Source organism: Pseudomonas sp. p21 (assembly GCF_001642705.1).
Classification (GTDB): Bacteria; Pseudomonadota; Gammaproteobacteria; order Pseudomonadales; family Pseudomonadaceae; genus Aquipseudomonas.
On sequence record NZ_LWBV01000009.1, the window covers coordinates 201,278 to 219,710 of the forward strand.

Consider the following 18,433-nt stretch of genomic DNA (forward strand, 5'->3'; position numbering starts at 1 on the left):
ATCACTAGGCTGGATGTCTACGCTGTACCTGTGGGAGCGGGCGTGCCCGCGAATAGGCCGTCGAATCCAAATGATCACCTGGAGGTTCGGCATGAACGATGTGCTCTGGCGCCCCTCCACGGCGCAGATCGAGGCCAGCCGGATGGATGCCTTCCGCCGCCGGGTCAACCTGCGCTACAACCTGCAACTCGACGACTACCAGGCGCTGCACCGCTGGAGCATCGAGCAGCGCCCTGCCTTCTGGCAAACCCTTGCCGACTATTTCCACGTTCACTGGCATACACCGCCGAGCCAGGTGCTCAGCGAAGGGCCGCAGATGCCCGATGCCCAGTGGTTCGCCAACGCCACCCTCAACTTCGCCGAACACCTGCTGCGCCGCCGCGACGACCGCCCGGCCCTGGTCGCCGTGCGCGAAGACGGCCAACGCCAGCAGTTCACCCATGCCCAGCTGGCCGCCCAGGTGGCCGGCCTGCAAAAAGCCTTCAAGGCCGCCGGCATCGTCCCCGGCGACCGGGTAGCCGCCGTCATGCCCAATACCTGGCAGACACTGGTCGCCATGCTTGCCTGCACCAGCCTCGGTGCGGTCTGGTCCAGTTCCTCGCCGGAGTTCGGCGTACACGGCATCATCGACCGCTTCGGCCAGATCGAGCCCAAGCTGCTGATCGCCTGCGCCGGCTACCAGTACGCCGGCAAAAACATCGACCAGGTGGACAAGGTGAACCAGGTGTGCGCGCAGTTGCCCGGTCTGGAGCGGCTGATCGTGGTGCCCCATACCCGCAGTGGTACGCGCGCCGACGAGTTCCTGGCCGCCAACGTCAGCCTGTGGGATGAGTTCTTTCAGCCTGGCGGCGACCCCAGCTTCACCCCGCTGCCCTTCGACCACCCGCTGTACATCCTGTACTCCAGCGGCACCACCGGTGTGCCCAAGTGCATCGTCCACCGCGCCGGCGGCGTGTTGTTGCAGCACCTGAAGGAACATGGCCTGCACAACGACCTGAAGGCCGATGACGTGCTGTTCTACTACACCACCTGCGGCTGGATGATGTGGAACTGGCTGGCCAGCGGCCTAGCGGTGGGCGCCACGCTGGTGCTATACGACGGCTCGCCCTTCCACCCCGGCCCCGAGCGGCTGCTGGACCTGATCGACGCCGAGGGCATCCAGGCCTTCGGTACCAGCGCCAAGTACCTGGCGGCGCTGGAGCAGGCGGGCCTGGAGCCTGCGGCAAGCCACCGCCTGGCGAGCTTGCGCCTGCTACTGTCCACCGGCTCGCCACTGTCGCCACACAGCTACGACTACGTGTACCGCAAGATCAAGGCCGACCTGTGCCTGGCGTCGATGTCCGGCGGCACCGATATCGTCTCCTGTTTCGTGCTGGGCAACCCGACCTTGCCGGTGCGCCGTGGCGAAATCCAGTGCAAGGGCCTGGGCATGGCAGTGGAGGTGTGGAACGAGCACGGCCAGCCGGTGCAGGGCGAAAAAGGCGAGTTGGTGTGCACGCGCAACTTCCCGTCCATGCCACTGGGGTTCTGGAAGGATACGGACGGCAGCCGTTACCACGATGCCTACTTCAGCCAGTTCCCGGGGGTGTGGGCCCAAGGCGACTATGCCGAACAGCGTGCCGATGGCGGGCTGGTGATCCACGGCCGCTCCGATGCCGTGCTCAACCCGGGCGGGGTGCGCATTGGCACGGCGGAGATCTACCGCCAGGTGGAAAAGGTCGAGCAGGTGCTGGAAAGCGTGGCCATCGGCCAGGACTGGCAAGGCGATGTGCGGGTGGTGCTGTTCGTTCGCCTGCGTGACGGCCTGAAACTGGATGAGCCCCTGCGCCAGCACATCCGCCAGGTGATCCGCCAGTACACCACGCCCCGCCATGTCCCGGCGGTGATCGCCCAGGTCGATGACATCCCGCGTACCATCAGCGGCAAGCTGGTGGAATTGGCGATTCGCAATGTGGTGCATGGCCTGCCGGTGAAGAACACCGATGCCCTGGCCAACCCCGAGGCGCTGGAGCAGTTTCGGGATCGCGAGGAGTTGCGTACCCCATAATGAAGGTATTCACCGTCATTGTGGGAGCGGCCTTGTGTCGCGATAGGGCCGCAGGGCGGCCCCAGAAGTTCATGCATCGCTGCTGAAATCCTGGGGCTGCCTTGCAGCCCTATCGCGACACAAGGCCGCTCCCACAATGGCCTCAACCCGGCTCGATCAGGCATAATGCGCGCCTTTTTCGCCCCTGAAGCACAGGTACCCCATGAAAGCCCAAGCCCGCCACATCCTGGTCAAGACCGCTGATGAAGCCGAAAAGCTCAAGCAGCGCATCGCCAATGGCGAGGCTTTCGACGTGCTCGCGAAAAAATTCTCCATCTGCCCTTCGGGCAAGCGGGGCGGCGACCTGGGTGAAATCCGCCCCGGGCAGATGGTCGGCGCCATTGACCAGGTGATCTTCAAGAAGCCCCTGCGCGTGGTACATGGGCCGATCAAGAGCAAGTTCGGCTACCACCTGGTGCAGACCTTCTACCGCGATTAAGCGCGACGCGCAGCCAGCAGACCCAGACCTGCGCAACCCAGCAAGGAGGCGCTGACCCGGTTGAACAACCGGCGCGGGCCGGGCTGGCTGAACCAGCGCTGCATGTACGCCCCCAGGCCGGCGTAGATGGCGATGGCGGCCCATTCCAGCAACAGGAACAACGCACCCAGCCAGAGGAACTGCTCGCTTACCGGAGTGGTACTGCCGACCGAAACGAACTGCGGCAGGAACGCGGTGAAGATCAGGATAGCCTTCGGGTTGCCGGCGGCCATCCAGAACTCCTGGCGTACCAAGCGCCAGGTGCCGCGCGGCTGATCACCTGCCACCGCCGCCTCGCCCACCGGTGCCCGCCACAGTTGCCAGGCGATATAGAACAGGTAGGCAGCCCCCGCCAACTTGATGGCCAGGAACAGGTATTCGCTGGTGTGCAGCACCACGGCCAGGCCCATGGCCGCCAGGGCGATCATGCCGCTGAAGGCGACGATGCGTCCGCCACCGGCCACGCAGGCCGTGCGCAGGCCGTAGCGGCTGGCATTGTGCAGCGACAGCAGGTTGTTCGGCCCCGGCGCCATGTTCAGGGCGAAACAGGCGGGAATGAAAAGCAGCAGGCTTGAAAGGTCCATAATTGTTTTCCTTTGGCAACAGCCGTCTATTTCGGCGGGTACCGGGCCGTGCGGTCAAGTTACAGCCAGCGGAAAAAACTGTATGGGTGCGCAGCGCCTGATAAGCTGCCGGGCATACCGAGGACCCTGTGATGCCCCGCTCCCATGCCGCGCTGTGGCGCGACCCGGCCCTGCCGCATGTCGAAAGCCGCCGCGCCTGCCATAGCCGCGCCTGCTACAAGGCCCACAGCCACCCGACGTTTTCCATCGGTGTGGTGGATGCCGGCCACAGTCATTTCACCGGTGCCGGCAACGGCCAGCAATGCCTGACGCCCGGCACGCTGGTGCTGGTCCCGGCCCACCGGGTACATGCCTGCAACCCCGAGCCCGGGCAAGCGTGGAGCTACCAGATGCTGCATGTGGATGCCGACTGGCTGGCGCAGCTGCGCCTGGAGTCCGGGCTGGAGGCTACCGGGCCCGGCGAGCCGGCACGTATCTGCCAGGTGCCGGAGGTGTATCGGCAGTTCTGCGAACTGAACAGTCTGCTGTTCTCCAACGCCAGCAATGGTGAGAAGGATGCGGCGCTGATTGCCTTTCTGGGTGACCTGGACTTTGCCAGGCACGCGCCGCTGGCGCCGGCACCTGCCCTGGAGGCGAGCGAGCTGAGTGGGCTGATCGCGCACATCGAAGGCCAGGACCCGGCGCAGTTGAGCCTGGCGGTACTGGCACGGCAGGCCGGGCTTGGGCGCTACCAGTTGATTCGCGCATTTCGCGCGGCTACCGGGTTTACGCCGCATGCCTACCTGCTCAATGCCAGGGTCAACCGTGGGCGCCAGCTGCTGAGCGAGGGGCAGGCCCTGGCTGAGGTGGCCTATCGGCTCGGGTTTGCCGACCAGAGTCATTTCCAGCGGGTGTTCAAGGCCCATGTGGGGGTGACGCCAGGGCAGTATCGGGATTTGCACGGACTCTGAGACCATGGGGCGCTTTGCGCCCCTTTCGCGACCGCAGGTGCTGCGTACGCCGTTCAATGTGGGAGCGGCCTTGTGTCGCGAAAGGGCTGCGCAGCAGCCCCGGCAATGAGCCTGCAATATTGTTCAATACGGCCTGTACGCCGAAGGGCAGAGTTCGGCTTTTCCGCCAGAGCCGCCCACCCCAATGGAACAATTCCTGATCATCGCCCTCGCCCACTTCCTCGCCCTGCTCTCTCCCGGCCCGGACTTCTTCCTGGTCGCACGTACCTCGGTCAGTAGTGGCTGGCGGGTTGCCAGCGGCGCCTGCCTGGGCATCGCCCTGGCCAATGGCGTTTTCATCGCCATGGCTTTCACCGGGCTGTCGGCACTACAGGAAGGCAGCCTGCCGTTCACCCTTCTGCAACTGGCCGGGGCTGGCTACCTGCTGTACATCGGCACCCTGTTCCTGCGCCATGCCGGGCAAACCAGTCTGGGCTCCGTCGTTGGCAAGCAAACAGTCCAGGGGTGGTGGCGGGGATTGGGCATGGGGTTCCTGTCCGGTATCCTCAACCCCAAGAATGCGCTGTTCTATGCCAGCCTGGTCAGCATGGTCGCCAACGCCAGCATTGCCTGGAAAGCAACCTACGCCATGTGGATGTTCAGCATCGTGCTGCTCTGGGACCTGTTGGTTGCCGTGGCCATCGGCAACCCGCTGGTGCTGCGGCGCTTCGCCCGCAGCCTGCCGTGGCTGGAGCGGGGCTCCGGGGTCATGTTGGTGCTATTGGCTGCGGCATTGCTGTCTCACCTGGCCTGGGGCTGACCAGTTGCAAGGTCCGCATGTCCATCAGGGTGAAATGGCCACTGGCCCAGCCCCCGGTGTCCAGGTGCCAGACGTTGCCCAGCAGCTTGGCTTCCAGCACCGGCGTGTGGCCCACCAACAAGGCCCGCAGGCCCTGCACGGGCTGGGTATCGCCTACCTTCAGCCGTCGCCGCGACCACTGGCACACTTCCCGTACTTCAGGGTCGTCATACAGTTCCAGCCAGGTCCTTAATACTGCCCAATCGGCATACGGGCTGTCGGCATGCAGCAGGCCTACCAGACCCGCTGCACTTTCAACCTCTATCGCAATCGGCAGCTTCTCGAAGCGCTCTACGAAACGCAACTGCTCGCTTCGCGGAAGGTCAAGAAACCAGCGCCCCCCGGCGGCGCGATACATGTCCAGATCGAGCCGCCCGCCGCGTACGCGGGTAATTGCCAGGGCCTCATGATTACCTTGCACGGCATGGAACCAGGGCTGCGCGAGCCATTCCAGCGCCGCTTCGCTTTCCGGGCCACGGTCGACCAGGTCACCCACGCTGAACAGGCGGTCCACGGCCGGATCGAACCCCACCGCATCCAGGCATTGCTGCAGGCGCTGGAAGTGACCATGGATATCGCCCACCGCCAGGTCACGTCCCCGCAGGTTGGCAATCAGACGCCGAAACCGTCCCATTACAATCTTCCTCTGCTGGTGCCGCCATGCCAGGGGTAAAATGGAGGCACAGCCAACCACTCCGGAGGTGCATCATGCGTACCGCCCTCGTGTGTGCCGTGCTCATGGTGCTGTCACTGGACAGCATGGCACAAGGTGCCCCGGCCGCGCAGGTCGAGGTGCGTTTCGACCACCCGGAAAAATTCCGCGATGCCAGCCTCGACAGCCACGGGTACGAGCGTGGCGCCGACGCCTATGTGATGAACACCCTGACCCAGTACTTGCAGAAGCTTGGCCAACGCTACCTGCAACCCGGCCAGCAACTGGTCATCGACATCCGCGACATCGACCTGGCCGGGCGCTTCGAACCCTGGCACAGCCAGGCCTACGATGTACGCTTCATGCGCGAAATCACCTGGCCGACCATCGACCTCAGCTACACCCTCAGCCAACCGGGCAAACCCGACCAGCAGGCGCAGGAACGGGTCAGTGACAAGATGTACCTCAGCCGCCCGGGCCGGGTCGCCAGCAGCAGCGACCGCCTGTATGCCGAGAAGGCCATGCTCAACGACTGGTTCCGCCAGCGCTTCGCCGTCCACCCGGCATCCTGAAAAACCCTTCACTGGAACAGGCCTTGGTGCCAGTAGTATGCTCGGCCCTTCAACCTGTACCAGGGAAGGGTTTTTCATGAAGTTGTGCGCCGTGCAACTGGCGTCGCTCAAGGGCGATGTGCAAGCCAACCTCGAACGCCACCTGGCCTGCGTCGAGCAGGCCGCGGCCCTGGGCGCCGAACTGGTGGTGTTCCCCGAACTGTCGCTGACCGGCTATGAGCCAAGCCTCGCGCGCCAGGCTGCCCTGCCCGTCAGCTCGGCACGGCTGGACCCGCTCCAGGCAGCCTGCGACCGGCTGGGTATCACCGTCGCCGTGGGCCTGCCACTACCGGCACCCGATGGCATCCGCATCGGCATGCCAATCCTCAGCCCCGGGGTTCCGCGCCAGGCCTATGCCAAGCGGCGCCTGCATGATGATGAATTGCCGTGGTTCACCCCAGGCGATCAAGCCTTGCTGCTGCAGGTGGGCGCGCACCGGGTAGCGCCTGCAATCTGCTACGAATCGATGTTCATGGCGCATGCGGCCGCAGCGCGGGAACACGGCGCCGACCTGTACCTGGTCAGCGTGGCGAAAACTGCCAAGGGCATCCACGAGGGTTACCTGCACTACCCCGAGGTGGCTCGCGAACTGGGCATGCCGGTGTTACTGGCCAACTGCGTGGGGCCGGCCGACACCTTCATCGGCGCCGGAGGCTCGGCGGCGTGGGACAGCCAGGGGCGTTTGCTGGCCAGCCTGGACGACCACAGCGAAGGGCTGATCGTGCTAGACACCGCCAACGCCAGTGCCATGGCGGTACCCCTGGACCCGCACCCGGCATGATCTACCTGTTTCTGGCGTTGCTGAGCTATGCCTGTACTTACTACCTGACTGGTTTGCTCATTCAGGGGCAACTAGCCGATGTGGCCGAGGGGTTGCGCCACCGGCCCGATGCACCGACACCCGGCGAGTACCTGCGCGCCGTCAAGCCCCATGCACGCCGTGCCCATCGGCAGTACACCCTGATGGCCGGCACGGCGCTGGCCGTGCTGGCCTGCCTGGTCGCCAGCTGGTTCTGACACCTTACAGGTCCAGCGCCAGGCTTTGCCGGCCCTCCAGCGCTAGCAGGTACTGCTTGGCGGCCAGGCCGCCGGCAAAGCCGGTGAGGCTGCCCGAAGCACCAATTACCCGATGGCACGGGGCGATGATAGAGATCGGGTTGCGACCATTGGCGGCGCCGACTGCACGCACCGCGCTGGGGTTGCCGATCTGCCGGGCGATGTCGCTGTAGCTGCGGGTCTCTCCGAACGGTATCGCCAGCAGCGCGGCCCACACCTGGCGCTGAAATTCGGTGCCGGCAAAATCCAGCGCCAGTTCGAAACGCTGACGTTTGCCGGCAAAGTACTCGCCGAGCTGGCGGGCGGTTTCCAGCAGTACCGGGCATTGGTCGTCACGGTGCAGGGCGCCAAGGCGCACACGGTTTTCCCGCTCCTCCTCCCAGAGTACGGCTGCCAGGCACTCGCCACGTGCTACCAGGGTCAAGGTGCCGACGGGCGACTGCATGAAGGTGAATGCGCTGGACATAAGCGGGTTCCTGCCAGGTTGCGATCAACCTACTGTACGCATCCACAGCCCCGCCTGCATCCGCTTTCTTGCTCAAGCAATGTGGCAGCGGGCGCGCCCGCGAACACCGGCGTAGCCGGTGCCATCCACCGCGTCGCCTGCTTCGCGGGCATGCCCGCTCCCACAGGGCCCCCACCAGCTGAAGCAATGCGCCATACCTGTGGGAGCGGGCGCGCCCGCGAACACCGGCGCAGCCGGTGCCATCCACTGCGTCGCCTGCTTCGCGGGCATGCCCGCTCCCACAGGGCTCCCACCAGCTGAAGGAATGCGCCATATCTGTGGGAGCGGGTTTAGCCGTGAACACCGGCGCAGCCGGTGCCATCCACCGCGTCGCCTGCTCCGCGAGCATGCCGGCTCCCACAGGTGCCCATCAGCCAGTCCTGTCAGCGTTCAGAGAAATGCCTGCCGGATCCGCTTCTTGTCGATCTTGCCAACACTGGTCTTGGGGATCTCGTCCACGCAACGCAGCTGCCGCGGTATCGCCCATTTGTTCAGGTGCCCGCTGTCGACAAACGGCTGCAGGTGCCCGGCCAATGCCGCCTGGTCGAACTGCATGCCGTCACAACGGACCACCAAGGCCAACGGTTGTTCACCCCACTGCGGGTCCGGAATGCCGATCACTGCCACCGACGCGACGGCCGGATGCTGGCTGATCAGGTTTTCCAGTGCCACCGAGCTGACCCACTCGCCACCGGTCTTGATCACATCCTTGATCCGGTCACGAATACGCACCACACCCGCCGGGTCAATGCAGGCCAGGTCACCGGTGTGCATCCAGCCCCCCAGCCACAACGCGGCGCCCTGCTCCGGTTCGTGCAGGTAGCCCTGGGTCAGCCATGGCGCACGCACCACGATTTCACCCAGGCTTTCACCATCGCGGGGCACATCATTGCCTTCAGCGTCGACGATGCGCAGGTCCACAAGGGCAATCGGTACACCGGCATCGATCCGCAGCGGCAACTGTTGCGCCATGGGCAGTGCCAGCAGGTCGGCGCTCAGGTGGGTGATGCTGAGCAGCGGGCAGCTTTCCGACATGCCGTAGCCACAATGCACACTGATGCCGCGCTCGCTGGCGCGTTGCGCCAGGCCCAGGGTCAGGGCGCTGCCGCCCAGCAGCATCTTCCAGCCGGTCAGATTGGCGCGGCGCCCTTCCTCGCTGTCGAGCATCATCTGCAGCACCGTGGGCACGCAGTGGGAAAACGTCACGCCCTCGTCGCGGTACAGGCGCACCAGGCGGTTGGGCTCGTAGCGCCCGGGGTAGACCTGCTTGATGCCCAACGCCGTAGCCACATAGGGCACGCCCCAGGCATGCACGTGGAACATCGGCGTGATGGGCATGTAGACGTCGCCGCTGCGCAGCAGCGGCACCTCCCCACAGGCAGCCAGGGTGCCCTGCTCGACCAGGGTATGCAGCACCAGTTGCCGGTGGCTGAAGTACACGCCCTTGGGGTTGCCGGTGGTACCGCTGGTGTAGAACAGCGTGGCCAGAGAGTGCTCGTCGAAATCGGCGAAGTCGAACTGCGGCTCGGCAGCCGCCAGCAACGCTTCGTACTCGCCCAGCAACGGCACGCCCTGCATCACGGGGCCGCCGTCACCAAGGCGGATGAAGCCCTCGACCGTCGGCAAGTGCTCGCGTAACTGCGCCATCAATGGCAGGAAGTCGTCATGCACCAGCACCAGGCGATCCTCGGCATGGTTCATGGTGTAGCGCACCTGCTCGGTGGACAGCCGTACGTTCACCGTGTGCAGCACCGCACCCAGCATCGGCACGGCAAAGAAGCACTCCAGCGCCCGGTGGCTGTCCCAGTCGAGCAAGGCCACGGTGTCGCCAGGCTTGACCCCGGCGGCAGTCAGCACATTGGCGAGCCGCTGGATGCGTTCGAGCAACATGGTGTAGGTGTAGCGCAGCTTGTCGGCGTAGACGATTTCCTGATTGGGCTGGTAGCGCACGCCCGACAGCAGCAGGCGCTTGATCAGCAGCGGATAGGCGTAGGCCTGCTCGGCCGCGGGCATGACGCGCGTGGTGATCATGTCGGCGGCCTTCATAGTTGCCCGGCCTCGAGCAGATACAGGCTATCGCTACCGGCCCTGACGCTGGCGCTAAGCGAATGAATGCGTGGCAGCAAGCGGGCAAAGTAGAAACGCGCGGTGCCCAGCTTGCTCAGGTGGAACGGCTCGGGGGCCGTATGTTGTTGGCATGCCACGGCCATGCGTGCCCACAGGTAGGCGTAGAAGGTGTAGCCAAATACCTGCAGATACTCCACCGCCGCCGCGCCAAGCTCGCGCGGGTTACCCTGGGCCCGGTCGAGCAACCAGGCGCTCAGATCGTCGAGGTTGCGCACGGCAGCCAGCAGCGGCGCGCCGAACTCGGTGCACGCCGCGGGCAGCGCTTCGACAAAGGCGCTGATTTCGTCGGACACGCTGCGATAGGCCTGGCCGCCATCGGCAAACAGCTTGCGCCCCACCAGGTCGAGGGCCTGGATACCATTGGTGCCTTCGTAGATCTGGGTGATGCGGCAGTCGCGGATCAGCTGCTCCTGGCCCCACTCACGGATATAGCCATGACCGCCCAGCACCTGCTGGCCGTGCACGGTGGTCTCCAGCCCCATGTCGGTCAGAAAGGCCTTGGCCACCGGCGTGAGCAACGCCACCCTGGCCTCGGCCTGCGCGCGCGCGACCGGGGCCTCGCTGTATCTGGCCAGGTCCAGCTGCTGCGCCACATAGGTGGAAAAGGCCCGCCCGCCTTCGTTCAGCGCTTTCATGGTCAGCAGCATGCGCCGCACGTCCGGGTGGACGATGATCGGGTCAGCGCTTTGCTCCGGTGCTTCGGCGCCGTTCGGTGCACGACCCTGCTGGCGATCACGGGCATAGGCGATGGCGCCCTGATAGGAGCGTTCGCCCAGGGCCAGGCCCTGGATACCTACGCCCAGGCGCTCGTAGTTCATCATGGTGAACATCGCGTTGAGGCCTTTGTTCGGCTCGCCCACCAGGTAGCCGATTGCACCGTCGAAGTTCATCACGCAGGTGGCCGAGGCCTTGATACCCATCTTGTGCTCGATCGAACCGCAACTCACCGCATTGGCCTCACCCAGCGCGCCGTCGGCGTCAACCAGCACCTTGGGCACCAGGAACAGCGAGATGCCCTTGGGCCCGGCGGGCGCATCCGGCAGCCGCGCCAGCACCAGGTGGATGATGTTCTCGGTCAGGTCCTGCTCACCGCCAGTGATGAAGATCTTGGTCCCGCTGATGCGATAACGGCCATCGGCAACCGGCTCGGCGCGGGTGCGAATCAGGCCCAGGTCGGTGCCAGCATGCGGCTCGGTCAGGCACATCGAACCGGTCCAGCGCCCTTGGTACATGGGCGGCAGGTACAGCGCCTTCAACGGCTCGCTGGCATGGTTGAGCAGCGCCAGGCAAGCCCCGGCGGTCAGCATCGGGTACAGGCCGAACGACAGATTGGCGGCATTGAGCATTTCTTCGAGCTGGGCGCCGATCACTTTCGGCATGCCCATGCCCCCGTACTCAGGGGCGCCGGCCACGCCCACCCAGCCATCCGCGGCGAATGCCCGGTAGGCGTCAGCGAAGCCGTCAGGGGTACGCACCTGGCCGGCCTCCCAGCGGCAGCCCTGCTCGTCGCCACTGCGGTTGAGCGGCGCCACCACCTCGGCAATCAGCCTGCCGGCCTGTTCCAGCACGGCCCGGGCAGTGTCGCCATCGACCTGCTCGGCCAGGGCGGGCGTTTGCGCCCACCAGGCCGGGATGTCGAACACTTCGTTGAACAGAAAATCCATGTCGCGCAGTGGTGCACGGTAATCAGACATGAGGCGAGCACTCGGTTTCTTGGGTTTGCGGAAGCGGCGTGGCCTGGGCCTCGGCAGGCGCCGGGGCGGCCTGGCCACGCAGGAGGAAATGCGACAACGCAGGAATCAGCACCAGCGCGCCGAGCATGTTCCACAGGAACATGAAGGTCAGCAGCAGGCCCATGTCGGCCTGGAACTTGATCGGCGACCAGGCCCAGCCGACCACGCCGGCCGCCAGGGTAATGCCGACCAGCCCCACCACCCGGCCGGTGAAGGCCACGGCTTTCTGGTAGGCCTGGGCCAGGCTCAGCCCGGCGCGCTGGTAGTGCAGCTGCACGCTGAGCAGGTACAGCGCGTAGTCCACGCCTATGCCCACGCCCAGGGCGATCACTGGCAAGGTGGCAACCTTGACGCCAATGCCCATGACCACCATCAGCGCCTCGCACAGCACCGAGGTGAGCATCAGCGGCAGGATCGCCACCAACGTGGCGCGCCAACTGCGGAAGGTGAACAGGCAGAACAGCGTGACCGCCAGGTACACCAGCAACAGCATGCGGTGGTTGGCCTCGCGGACGACCACGTTGGTGGCGGCCTCGATGCCAGCGCTGCCGGCGGCCAGCAGGAACTGCTGTTTGGTGCTGCTGTTGACCTGGGCAAAACGCTCGGCCACGGCGGCCACCTGGGCCAGGGTGTCGGCGCGATGGTCCTTGAGGTAGGCGATTACCGGCATCAGCGAGCAGTCGTTGTTGAACAGCTCCGGGGCGTTGACCGAGGCCTGCTGGGCGGCGTAGTTGAGCACGTCCTGATTGCGCTGCAGGCTGTTCAGGCGCGGGTTGCCTTCGTAGGTGCCTGCGGTGATCTGGCGCACTGCGTTGGCCAGCGACACGGTGGTCTGCACACCCGGCAATTGCTGCAGCTGCCAGGCCAGGCGGTCGGCAAGGACCAGCGTCTGGTATTGCAGGCAGCCTTCCGGAGCGGTCTTGACCATGACCGCGAAGGTATCGCTGGACAGCGCGTAGTGCTGGGTGATGTAGGCGTTGTCGAGGTTGTAGCGGGAGTCGGCGCGCAGCTCGGGGGCACCGCTGTCGAGGTCGCCGATTTTCAGCTGCAGGCTGCCCCAGATGCCAAGGGCGCCCAGGGCCAGGGCCACCAGCAGTGCGGCGCTGGCCCATTTGCGTTCGGTGAAGCGGTGGAGCAGGCCCCATGGATTGATTGGGGCTGCGTTGCAGCCCCAACGAGCATCAATTTCCAGGGCCCGCTCGGCAGCCTTGCGGCCAACACCTGCATAAGACAGCGCCACCGGCATCAGCAGCAGCGAGGTGAAGATCAGCACCGCCACGCCGATGCTGGCGGTGATCGCCAGGTCCTGGATCACCGGGATGTCGATCAGCATCAACACGGCAAAACCCACCGCATCGGCCAGCAACGCGGTCACCCCGGCCACGAACAGGCGGCGGAAGGTATAGCGCGCCGCCACCTGGCGGTGGGTGCCACGGCCGATGTCCTGGAGGATGCCGTTCATCTTCTGCGCCGCGTGGGATACGCCAATGGCGAAGATCAGGAACGGCACCAGGATCGAATACGGGTCGATGGCGTAGCCCAGCCAGGCGACGATGCCCAGTTGCCACACCACCGCAGTCAGCGAACACAGCACCACCAGCAAGGTGCTGCGCACGCAACGGGTATAGCAGTAGATGATCAGCAGGCTGGTCAACACCGCCAGGGCGAAGAACGCCATCACCTGGATCAGCCCGTCGATCAGGTCACCCATCAGCTTGGCAAAGCCGATGACATGGATGCGGTACTGGCCGCTGGCCTGGTACTGGCTGCGCAGTTGTTCGAGTTTTTGCGAGAAGGCGTGGTAGTCGAGGCCTTTGCCAGTGGCCGAGTCCTGGTCCAGCAGCGGCACGATCAGCATGCTCGACTTGAAGTCGCGCGCCACCAGGCTACCGACGATGTTCGCGCGCTCGATGTTCTGCCGTAGTTGCTCGATGTCACCCGCCGCGCCCTGATAGCCGTCGGGCATCACCGGGCCGCCCTGGAAGCCCTCCTCGGTCACCTCGGTCCAGCGCACCGCCGGGCTCCACAGCGACTTCACCCAGGCCCGGTCCACACCTTGGCTGAGGAACAGTTCGTCGTTGATGTGGCGCAGGGTCTGCAGGTAGCCCGGGTCGTAGATGTCGCCCTGGGTGTTCTCCACCACCACCCGCACCGCGTTGCCCAGGCCACGCAGCGATGGGCGGTTTTCCAGGTAGTTCTGGATGTAGGGATGGCTCTGCGGCAGCATCTTGTCGAAACTGGGGCGTAGCTCCAGGCGGGTCAACGCCATGTAGCCCAGTACCAGGGTCGCCAGCAGCATGCAAAGCAGGAACGGCAGGCGATGGTTGAACACCAGGCGCTCCAGGCGGTTGCCCGAACGTGGGTCGAAATCGTCGAGATTGCGGATTACCGGCAGGGTTTCTTGGCGGGTAGCGGCCATCAGGGTCTTCTCTTGTTATGGGTGCAGCGTGGGGTTACCGGCCTGGTTGCGCACGCCCCGCTCGCCGACCAGTACCAGGCCGTTGCCGGTATCGGTGGCAAGCGCGGTCACCGGGCCAGGGGCGCTTTGCGGCACCGGGCTGAAGCTGGCGCCATCATCCTGGCTGAGCAACAGGTCGCCGGCCTGGCTGGCCAGCCACAGCTGGCCGTCACGGTCGACGCCGGCGGCGGTAAGGCTGGTGTTCACACCGGTGCTGACCGCTTGCCATTGCCGGCCGCCGTCGGTGCTGCGGTAGGCATGCCCGCGCAGGCCGTACACCAGCAGTACGCCGGGCTTGCCGACAGCCCCGAACAGTGTGCCGGCGTAGGGTGTTTCGACACGGCTGAAACGCTCGCCGTCCTGCTTCAGCAGCAGGCCTTGCTCACCGGTGATGTACAGTTCGTCCCCCACCGCGGCCAGGCTGGTCAGGTGCAGGCCTTGCGGGTTATCGCTGTGGTCGAGCCAGGGCTGCCAGTGCTCGCCGCCGTCAACGGTGTGCAACAGCAGGTTGAACACACCGACCGCATAGCCATTGCGGGCATCGCTGAACCACACGTCGAGCAAGGCATTGTCGCTACCCGTGCCCGGCAGTTGTTCGGCCAGCGCCCGGCCATCCAGCTGCTTCTGCCAGTGCACGCCGCCATCGCGGCTGTGCAGCACCACGCCATCGTGGCCCACCGCCCAGCCCAGTTCGGGCGTGGCGAAGCTCACGGCATTGAGGTCGGCGCTGACCGGCACCTGGGCTTGCTGCCAGTGCGCGCCGTGGTCATCGGAATACACAATGTGCCCACGCGGGCCCACCGCAACCAGGCGCTGCCCGGCTTGGGTTACATCGCGCAAGGCGCTGCTGGCGACCAGGGCGCTGGGCATGGCGGGCAGGTCCAGCACATCGGTGAAGGGCGCCGCCTGGGCCGCGCCCTGCAGCGCGGCCAAGGCCAGAACGACCACGCTGCATCGTTTGAAGACAGACATTGCCATCTATGCTCCGTGCGTTCAGCGGATGCCGTTGCCGGCCAGCGACTCGGGCGACCACTGGGTTTTCGACAGCGGGTCGATGTAGCGGATGCCGCCGTAGGCTCCGACTACACCATTGAGGTTGTAGGTGCCGCCGATCAGGTCGTAGATCATGAACGGCGTGGCGTCCGGGGTCTGTTTGTCGTAGCTCTGGGTGAGGAAGGCGAACGAGCCGCGGTACAGCTGGCCACGGGCGTCGTACTGGTCCGAGGCCAGGGCGATCCAGCTGTCTTCGTCGAGGTAGAAGCGGCGCTTGTGGTAGATATGGCGTGCACCGTCCTTGAGCTTGCCTTCCACCACCCACACCCGGTGTTTCTCCCAGCGTACGAACTGTGGCGCCAGGTGGTTGGGGGTGATCACCTGCTTGACGTCGGTGTTGTAGGTCAGTTGGTAGGTGTTGTACGGCACGTACATTTCCTGCTTGCCGACCAGGGTCCAGTCGTAGCGGTCCAGCGCACCGTTGAAGACGAACACGTCATCGTAGGTACCCGAACCCGAGGTACCCGGGTTGGGCGTGTCGTAGGCCAGGTTCGGTGCCAGCTTGACCCGGCGCTGGCCCGGCAGGTACTGCCAGGCGCTGCGTGGCTGCACCAGCGGGTTGGCAGCATCGCGAAGCATCATCGCTTCGCCGGCACGGCGTGCGGGCCCGGTGTACACCAGTTTCATCTGGTAGTAGGTGTCCTTGGCGCCGATCGGCTTGGCCATGTCTTCGTAGATCGGGTAGCTGATATTGGCCTGGCCGGTAGTCGACAGCGATGGCTTGCCGGCGGCGTCGACGTTCCACGAGTCGTACTTGGCAGTCATGCTCACGCCCTGGTAGCGCAGCAGGAAGTTCCACATGGCCTCGGCGCCGTTCTGCGGGATCGGGAACGGTATGCCGGGCAGCACGTTGTCTACCGCGGTGCCACCCTCCTTGCTGTTGGCGCCAGTGGCGTTCTTGCGGGTGTTGTCGAGTACCGCTTGCGGCAGCGCCACGCTGCGGTGGGTCGGGTACACATCGACGCGGTAGCTAGGGTAGCGCTTGAGCAGTTCCAGGGTGGTAGCGGTCAGCTGGCCCTTGTACTGCTCGGCGTTCTTGCCATCGATGACCAGCAGCGGCTTGTCGCTGGCGAACGGGTCGGGGCGCATGCTGGCGCCGCTCTGGTAGCTGGCCGGCGGTGTCAGCAGGCCGCCCTGGTAGGCCGGGATCGAGCCATCGGCGTTGCCGGCCTTTTCCGCGCCAATGGCGGTGAGGCTGGTGCCCAGGCGTGCGGCCTGGTCATTGGAGACGGCGGCCTGGGCAGCGTTCAGGGCGGCCAGTGAAAGGCACGAGGCCAGCAGGGTACGTACGAAATTCATGATGGTTGTCTTCCTGTGTAGGCTGTAGGAAACACGACTCAGAAGGTCGTCTTGACGGTCAGGTACAGGGCGCCACGGTCCTCGGTGGTGGCACCACCGCCGGAGAAGGAGGCGTAGCCGCCGCCGTAGCAGGTGTAATCCTGTTCGCCGTCCAGGGCGTTGGGGGTGCTGCCGTCGGTCTGGCCGTCCTTGCAGGCTTTGGTCTCACCGAAACTGTCTACGTACTTGAGGTCGACGAAGTACTGGTTGTAGATCGCGGCGCTCACGCCTACCGCATAGTTGCCGGTGTTCTCGGCGCCACCGCCCTGCACCGGCGACACGCCGTCCAGACCAACGTTGACCGACAGCGGCATGCTCAGGTCCATGCCCGGCAGCACCTGGTACCAGGTAGGGGTAAAATTGACGGCGATGCCCCAGTTGTCGCGGGTAGCCTTGTCGATGCCGCGGTAGCTGCTCTTGCCCTTGTACAAGGCCTCGTTGTGGCTATCGAGCTTGAGCAGGTTGCTGTAGAACAGTTCGCCAAGCAGGGTTGCCGAATCGAACAGCGGCGTGTCACCAATGGTCATCAGGCCGTTCAAGGTCCAGTGCAGGGTGTCACCGGTGGCGCTCAGGCTGTCGCCATCCTTGGGCAGGTCGTAGACCACCCCGCTGCTGGGCAGGCGTGCCGGCAGCAGGCCGAAGCCGCCGCCCAGGCCACCCTGGCCGGGGGCGCTGACGATTGCCGGGATGCTCGCCAGCGGCATGTTGTGGCGGATATTCAGGTCGCTGCCGACACTGATGCCGCCCACATCCTTGGACAGGCTCAGGCCGTAGATGTCGATGTCGTCGGCGTAGGCGAACTGGTAAGTAGTGCTTTGCAGCGAGTTGTACAGGTTGCCGACCGCGCCCTGGCGGCTGCCCGGCGGGTTGCCGAACGGGCCGTTGGCGACGGTCATGCCACGTGCGTCGAGCCAGGCCTGCGGGAGGATTTCGGAGGTCTTGCGGTAGTAGAAGCCGAGAGTGCCGCCCAGCCACTCGGGCGACCACTTGGCCATGATGCCCCAGTCGCCGCTCTTGCCCGGTTTCAGGTCATGGCCACGGCGGATGGTGGTCAGCGCGCCGCGCACCGGGATCAGCCCCGGGGTGCCGGTGTGGCCGAGCAGGAAGCTTTGGGCGCCCTCGCCTACCACGTCCGAGCCGCCATAGTAGGTACCGGCTTCGGGCAGGCGGGCTGCGTCCCAGTCGAAGAAGTACTGGGCGCCCAGGGTCAGTTCGGAGTTGACCAGGAACGAGGTCGACAGCTGGTTGCGCGGAACAAACAGCTCCTTGGCCTCGGTGCCCGGCGAGGCGGCCAGCTTGGCCAGATCGAGGCCGGACTGGCCGTAGCTCAGCGAATGCACCGGGTTGAGCAGGGTCTCACCCCAGAACAGGTTGTGCTGGCCCAGCTTGGCGCTGACCTGCGAGGCCTCGCCGACTTCACGGCTGAAGAACACGAAGGCATCCAGCACTTCACCGGACGGGCCGCTGTAGTAACGCTGGGCGTAGTTGCTCAGGTGCGGGCTGCCCAGCGGCACACCGGTGCCGGGCAAGCCATTGAGGCTGGGGTTGATGCCGGACTGGTCGCCGTTGCCGTTGACGAACGGGTTGCTATTGGAACCGGTGTTGTCATAGGCCTTGTCGTACCAGCTGGCGGTGCTGACGCGGAACCCGGTGTTGCCCTGGTAGACCACGTCCAGTTCGGTCAGCAGGTCGACCCGGTTGGTGATGTTGGTGCCGGCCTTGCGGAAGTTGTAGTCACCGTCGTTGCTGTTGGGCGTGCCCAGCATGCGCTTGTCGGCGCTTTCGGTGCGCACGCCATAGTTGTACTTGACGGTATTGTCGAAGCGCACGGCCCAGTTTTCATTGCCGGTATCGACTTCGAACGCCTGGGCAGCGGGCAGCGTGAGCAGGCCGATGGCGCAGGCGAGCAGGCAGCGCTGTGGTTTCACAGCACGGTGAATGCGGTGTTCTGGCATTACGATGGC

The 18,433-nt window shown here is 65.3% G+C and carries 16 protein-coding genes; 7 read left to right on the forward strand and 9 right to left on the reverse strand.

The window, feature by feature from the left end:
• Positions 1-91: 91 nt before the first annotated feature.
• Positions 92-2,047, forward strand: coding sequence for an acetoacetate--CoA ligase (locus A4C63_RS23160; RefSeq protein ID WP_063914772.1), 1,956 nt, complete (start codon positions 92-94; stop codon positions 2,045-2,047).
• Positions 2,048-2,249: 202 nt separating this feature from the next.
• Positions 2,250-2,525, forward strand: a complete 276-nt coding sequence (locus tag A4C63_RS23165; protein WP_016715601.1) for a peptidylprolyl isomerase — start codon at positions 2,250-2,252, stop codon at positions 2,523-2,525.
• Here A4C63_RS23165 and A4C63_RS23170 read toward each other — a convergent pair.
• On the reverse strand, positions 2,522-3,148 hold the full coding sequence (locus A4C63_RS23170) for a LysE family translocator (RefSeq protein WP_063914773.1): 627 nt from the start codon (positions 3,146-3,148) through the stop codon (positions 2,522-2,524). The two genes, A4C63_RS23165 and A4C63_RS23170, sit on opposite strands and share 4 nt — an antisense overlap.
• A 131-nt stretch (positions 3,149-3,279) precedes the next feature.
• Here A4C63_RS23170 and A4C63_RS23175 point away from each other — a divergent pair, with 131 nt between their 5' ends.
• On the forward strand, positions 3,280-4,098 hold the full coding sequence (locus A4C63_RS23175; protein ID WP_063914774.1) for an AraC family transcriptional regulator: 819 nt from the start codon (positions 3,280-3,282) through the stop codon (positions 4,096-4,098).
• 184 nt (positions 4,099-4,282) lie between these two features.
• A complete protein-coding gene (locus tag A4C63_RS23180) occupies positions 4,283-4,897 on the forward strand; it encodes a LysE family translocator (protein WP_063914775.1) in 615 nt (204 codons plus the stop codon).
• Here A4C63_RS23180 and A4C63_RS23185 read toward each other — a convergent pair.
• Positions 4,845-5,570 carry a metallophosphoesterase gene (locus A4C63_RS23185; RefSeq protein WP_063914776.1) on the reverse strand — a complete coding sequence of 242 codons (726 nt, stop codon included), beginning with the start codon at positions 5,568-5,570 and terminating at the stop codon, positions 4,845-4,847. The two genes, A4C63_RS23180 and A4C63_RS23185, sit on opposite strands and share 53 nt — an antisense overlap.
• 74 nt (positions 5,571-5,644) lie before the next feature.
• Here A4C63_RS23185 and A4C63_RS23190 point away from each other — a divergent pair, with 74 nt between their 5' ends.
• The 3 genes from A4C63_RS23190 (at position 5,645) to A4C63_RS23200 (ending at position 7,216) form a co-directional block, all read left to right on the forward strand.
• Complete coding sequence (locus A4C63_RS23190; protein ID WP_063914777.1) at positions 5,645-6,160, forward strand: DUF3016 domain-containing protein; 516 nt, start codon at positions 5,645-5,647, stop codon at positions 6,158-6,160.
• A 76-nt stretch (positions 6,161-6,236) separates the two neighbouring features.
• Positions 6,237-6,980 (forward strand): carbon-nitrogen hydrolase family protein, encoded by a 744-nt coding sequence (locus A4C63_RS23195; RefSeq protein ID WP_063914778.1) that lies wholly within the window; start codon positions 6,237-6,239, stop codon positions 6,978-6,980.
• On the forward strand, positions 6,977-7,216 hold the full coding sequence (locus A4C63_RS23200) for a hypothetical protein (RefSeq protein WP_063914779.1): 240 nt from the start codon (positions 6,977-6,979) through the stop codon (positions 7,214-7,216). Before A4C63_RS23195 ends, A4C63_RS23200 begins: the two co-directional genes overlap by 4 nt.
• 4 nt (positions 7,217-7,220) lie before the next feature.
• Here the strand turns inward: A4C63_RS23200 and A4C63_RS23205 are convergent, their stop codons facing one another.
• The 7 genes from A4C63_RS23205 to A4C63_RS23235 all read right to left on the reverse strand — a co-directional run bounded on the left by A4C63_RS23205 (position 7,221) and on the right by A4C63_RS23235 (position 18,424).
• Positions 7,221-7,721 carry a methylated-DNA--[protein]-cysteine S-methyltransferase gene (locus A4C63_RS23205; protein ID WP_025339247.1) on the reverse strand — a complete coding sequence of 167 codons (501 nt, stop codon included), beginning with the start codon at positions 7,719-7,721 and terminating at the stop codon, positions 7,221-7,223.
• Between the two features lie 429 nt (positions 7,722-8,150).
• Positions 8,151-9,791: a fatty acid--CoA ligase gene (locus tag A4C63_RS23210; RefSeq protein ID WP_063914888.1), complete on the reverse strand. Its 1,641-nt coding sequence runs from the start codon at positions 9,789-9,791 to the stop codon at positions 8,151-8,153.
• Positions 9,792-9,802: 11 nt separating this feature from the next.
• Positions 9,803-11,581: an acyl-CoA dehydrogenase C-terminal domain-containing protein gene (locus tag A4C63_RS23215; protein WP_063914780.1), complete on the reverse strand. Its 1,779-nt coding sequence runs from the start codon at positions 11,579-11,581 to the stop codon at positions 9,803-9,805.
• The gene (locus A4C63_RS23220) at positions 11,574-14,039 is read right to left on the reverse strand and encodes an RND family transporter (protein ID WP_063914781.1); all 2,466 of its coding nucleotides are present in this window, start codon (positions 14,037-14,039) and stop codon (positions 11,574-11,576) included. The genes A4C63_RS23215 and A4C63_RS23220 overlap by 8 nt, the downstream gene beginning before the upstream one ends.
• A gap of 15 nt (positions 14,040-14,054) precedes the next feature.
• The gene (locus tag A4C63_RS23225; protein WP_063914889.1) at positions 14,055-15,050 is read right to left on the reverse strand and encodes a YCF48-related protein; all 996 of its coding nucleotides are present in this window, start codon (positions 15,048-15,050) and stop codon (positions 14,055-14,057) included.
• Positions 15,051-15,071: 21 nt separating this feature from the next.
• Positions 15,072-16,430 (reverse strand): DUF1329 domain-containing protein, encoded by a 1,359-nt coding sequence (locus A4C63_RS23230; RefSeq protein WP_063914782.1) that lies wholly within the window; start codon positions 16,428-16,430, stop codon positions 15,072-15,074.
• A 38-nt stretch (positions 16,431-16,468) separates the two neighbouring features.
• On the reverse strand, positions 16,469-18,424 hold the full coding sequence (locus A4C63_RS23235) for a DUF1302 domain-containing protein (RefSeq protein WP_063914783.1): 1,956 nt from the start codon (positions 18,422-18,424) through the stop codon (positions 16,469-16,471).
• Positions 18,425-18,433 lie beyond the last annotated feature (9 nt).

Bases quoted from the DNA above. Each gene is read 5' to 3' on its own strand.
- A4C63_RS23210 (WP_063914888.1), bottom strand. From the start codon at position 9,791: ATGATCACCACGCGCGTCATGCCCGCGGCCGAGCAGGCCTACGCCTAT.
- A4C63_RS23160 (WP_063914772.1), top strand. From the start codon at position 92: ATGAACGATGTGCTCTGGCGCCCCTCCACGGCGCAGATCGAGGCCAGC.
- A4C63_RS23165 (WP_016715601.1), top strand. From the start codon at position 2,250: ATGAAAGCCCAAGCCCGCCACATCCTGGTCAAGACCGCTGATGAAGCC.
- A4C63_RS23200 (WP_063914779.1), top strand. From the start codon at position 6,977: ATGATCTACCTGTTTCTGGCGTTGCTGAGCTATGCCTGTACTTACTAC.
- A4C63_RS23230 (WP_063914782.1), bottom strand. From the start codon at position 16,430: ATGAATTTCGTACGTACCCTGCTGGCCTCGTGCCTTTCACTGGCCGCC.
- A4C63_RS23215 (WP_063914780.1), bottom strand. From the start codon at position 11,581: ATGTCTGATTACCGTGCACCACTGCGCGACATGGATTTTCTGTTCAAC.
- A4C63_RS23180 (WP_063914775.1), top strand. From the start codon at position 4,283: ATGGAACAATTCCTGATCATCGCCCTCGCCCACTTCCTCGCCCTGCTC.
- A4C63_RS23205 (WP_025339247.1), bottom strand. From the start codon at position 7,721: ATGTCCAGCGCATTCACCTTCATGCAGTCGCCCGTCGGCACCTTGACC.
- A4C63_RS23185 (WP_063914776.1), bottom strand. From the start codon at position 5,570: ATGGGACGGTTTCGGCGTCTGATTGCCAACCTGCGGGGACGTGACCTG.
- A4C63_RS23170 (WP_063914773.1), bottom strand. From the start codon at position 3,148: ATGGACCTTTCAAGCCTGCTGCTTTTCATTCCCGCCTGTTTCGCCCTG.
- A4C63_RS23225 (WP_063914889.1), bottom strand. From the start codon at position 15,050: ATGTCTGTCTTCAAACGATGCAGCGTGGTCGTTCTGGCCTTGGCCGCG.
- A4C63_RS23190 (WP_063914777.1), top strand. From the start codon at position 5,645: ATGCGTACCGCCCTCGTGTGTGCCGTGCTCATGGTGCTGTCACTGGAC.
- A4C63_RS23235 (WP_063914783.1), bottom strand. From the start codon at position 18,424: ATGCCAGAACACCGCATTCACCGTGCTGTGAAACCACAGCGCTGCCTG.
- A4C63_RS23220 (WP_063914781.1), bottom strand. From the start codon at position 14,039: ATGGCCGCTACCCGCCAAGAAACCCTGCCGGTAATCCGCAATCTCGAC.
- A4C63_RS23195 (WP_063914778.1), top strand. From the start codon at position 6,237: ATGAAGTTGTGCGCCGTGCAACTGGCGTCGCTCAAGGGCGATGTGCAA.
- A4C63_RS23175 (WP_063914774.1), top strand. From the start codon at position 3,280: ATGCCCCGCTCCCATGCCGCGCTGTGGCGCGACCCGGCCCTGCCGCAT.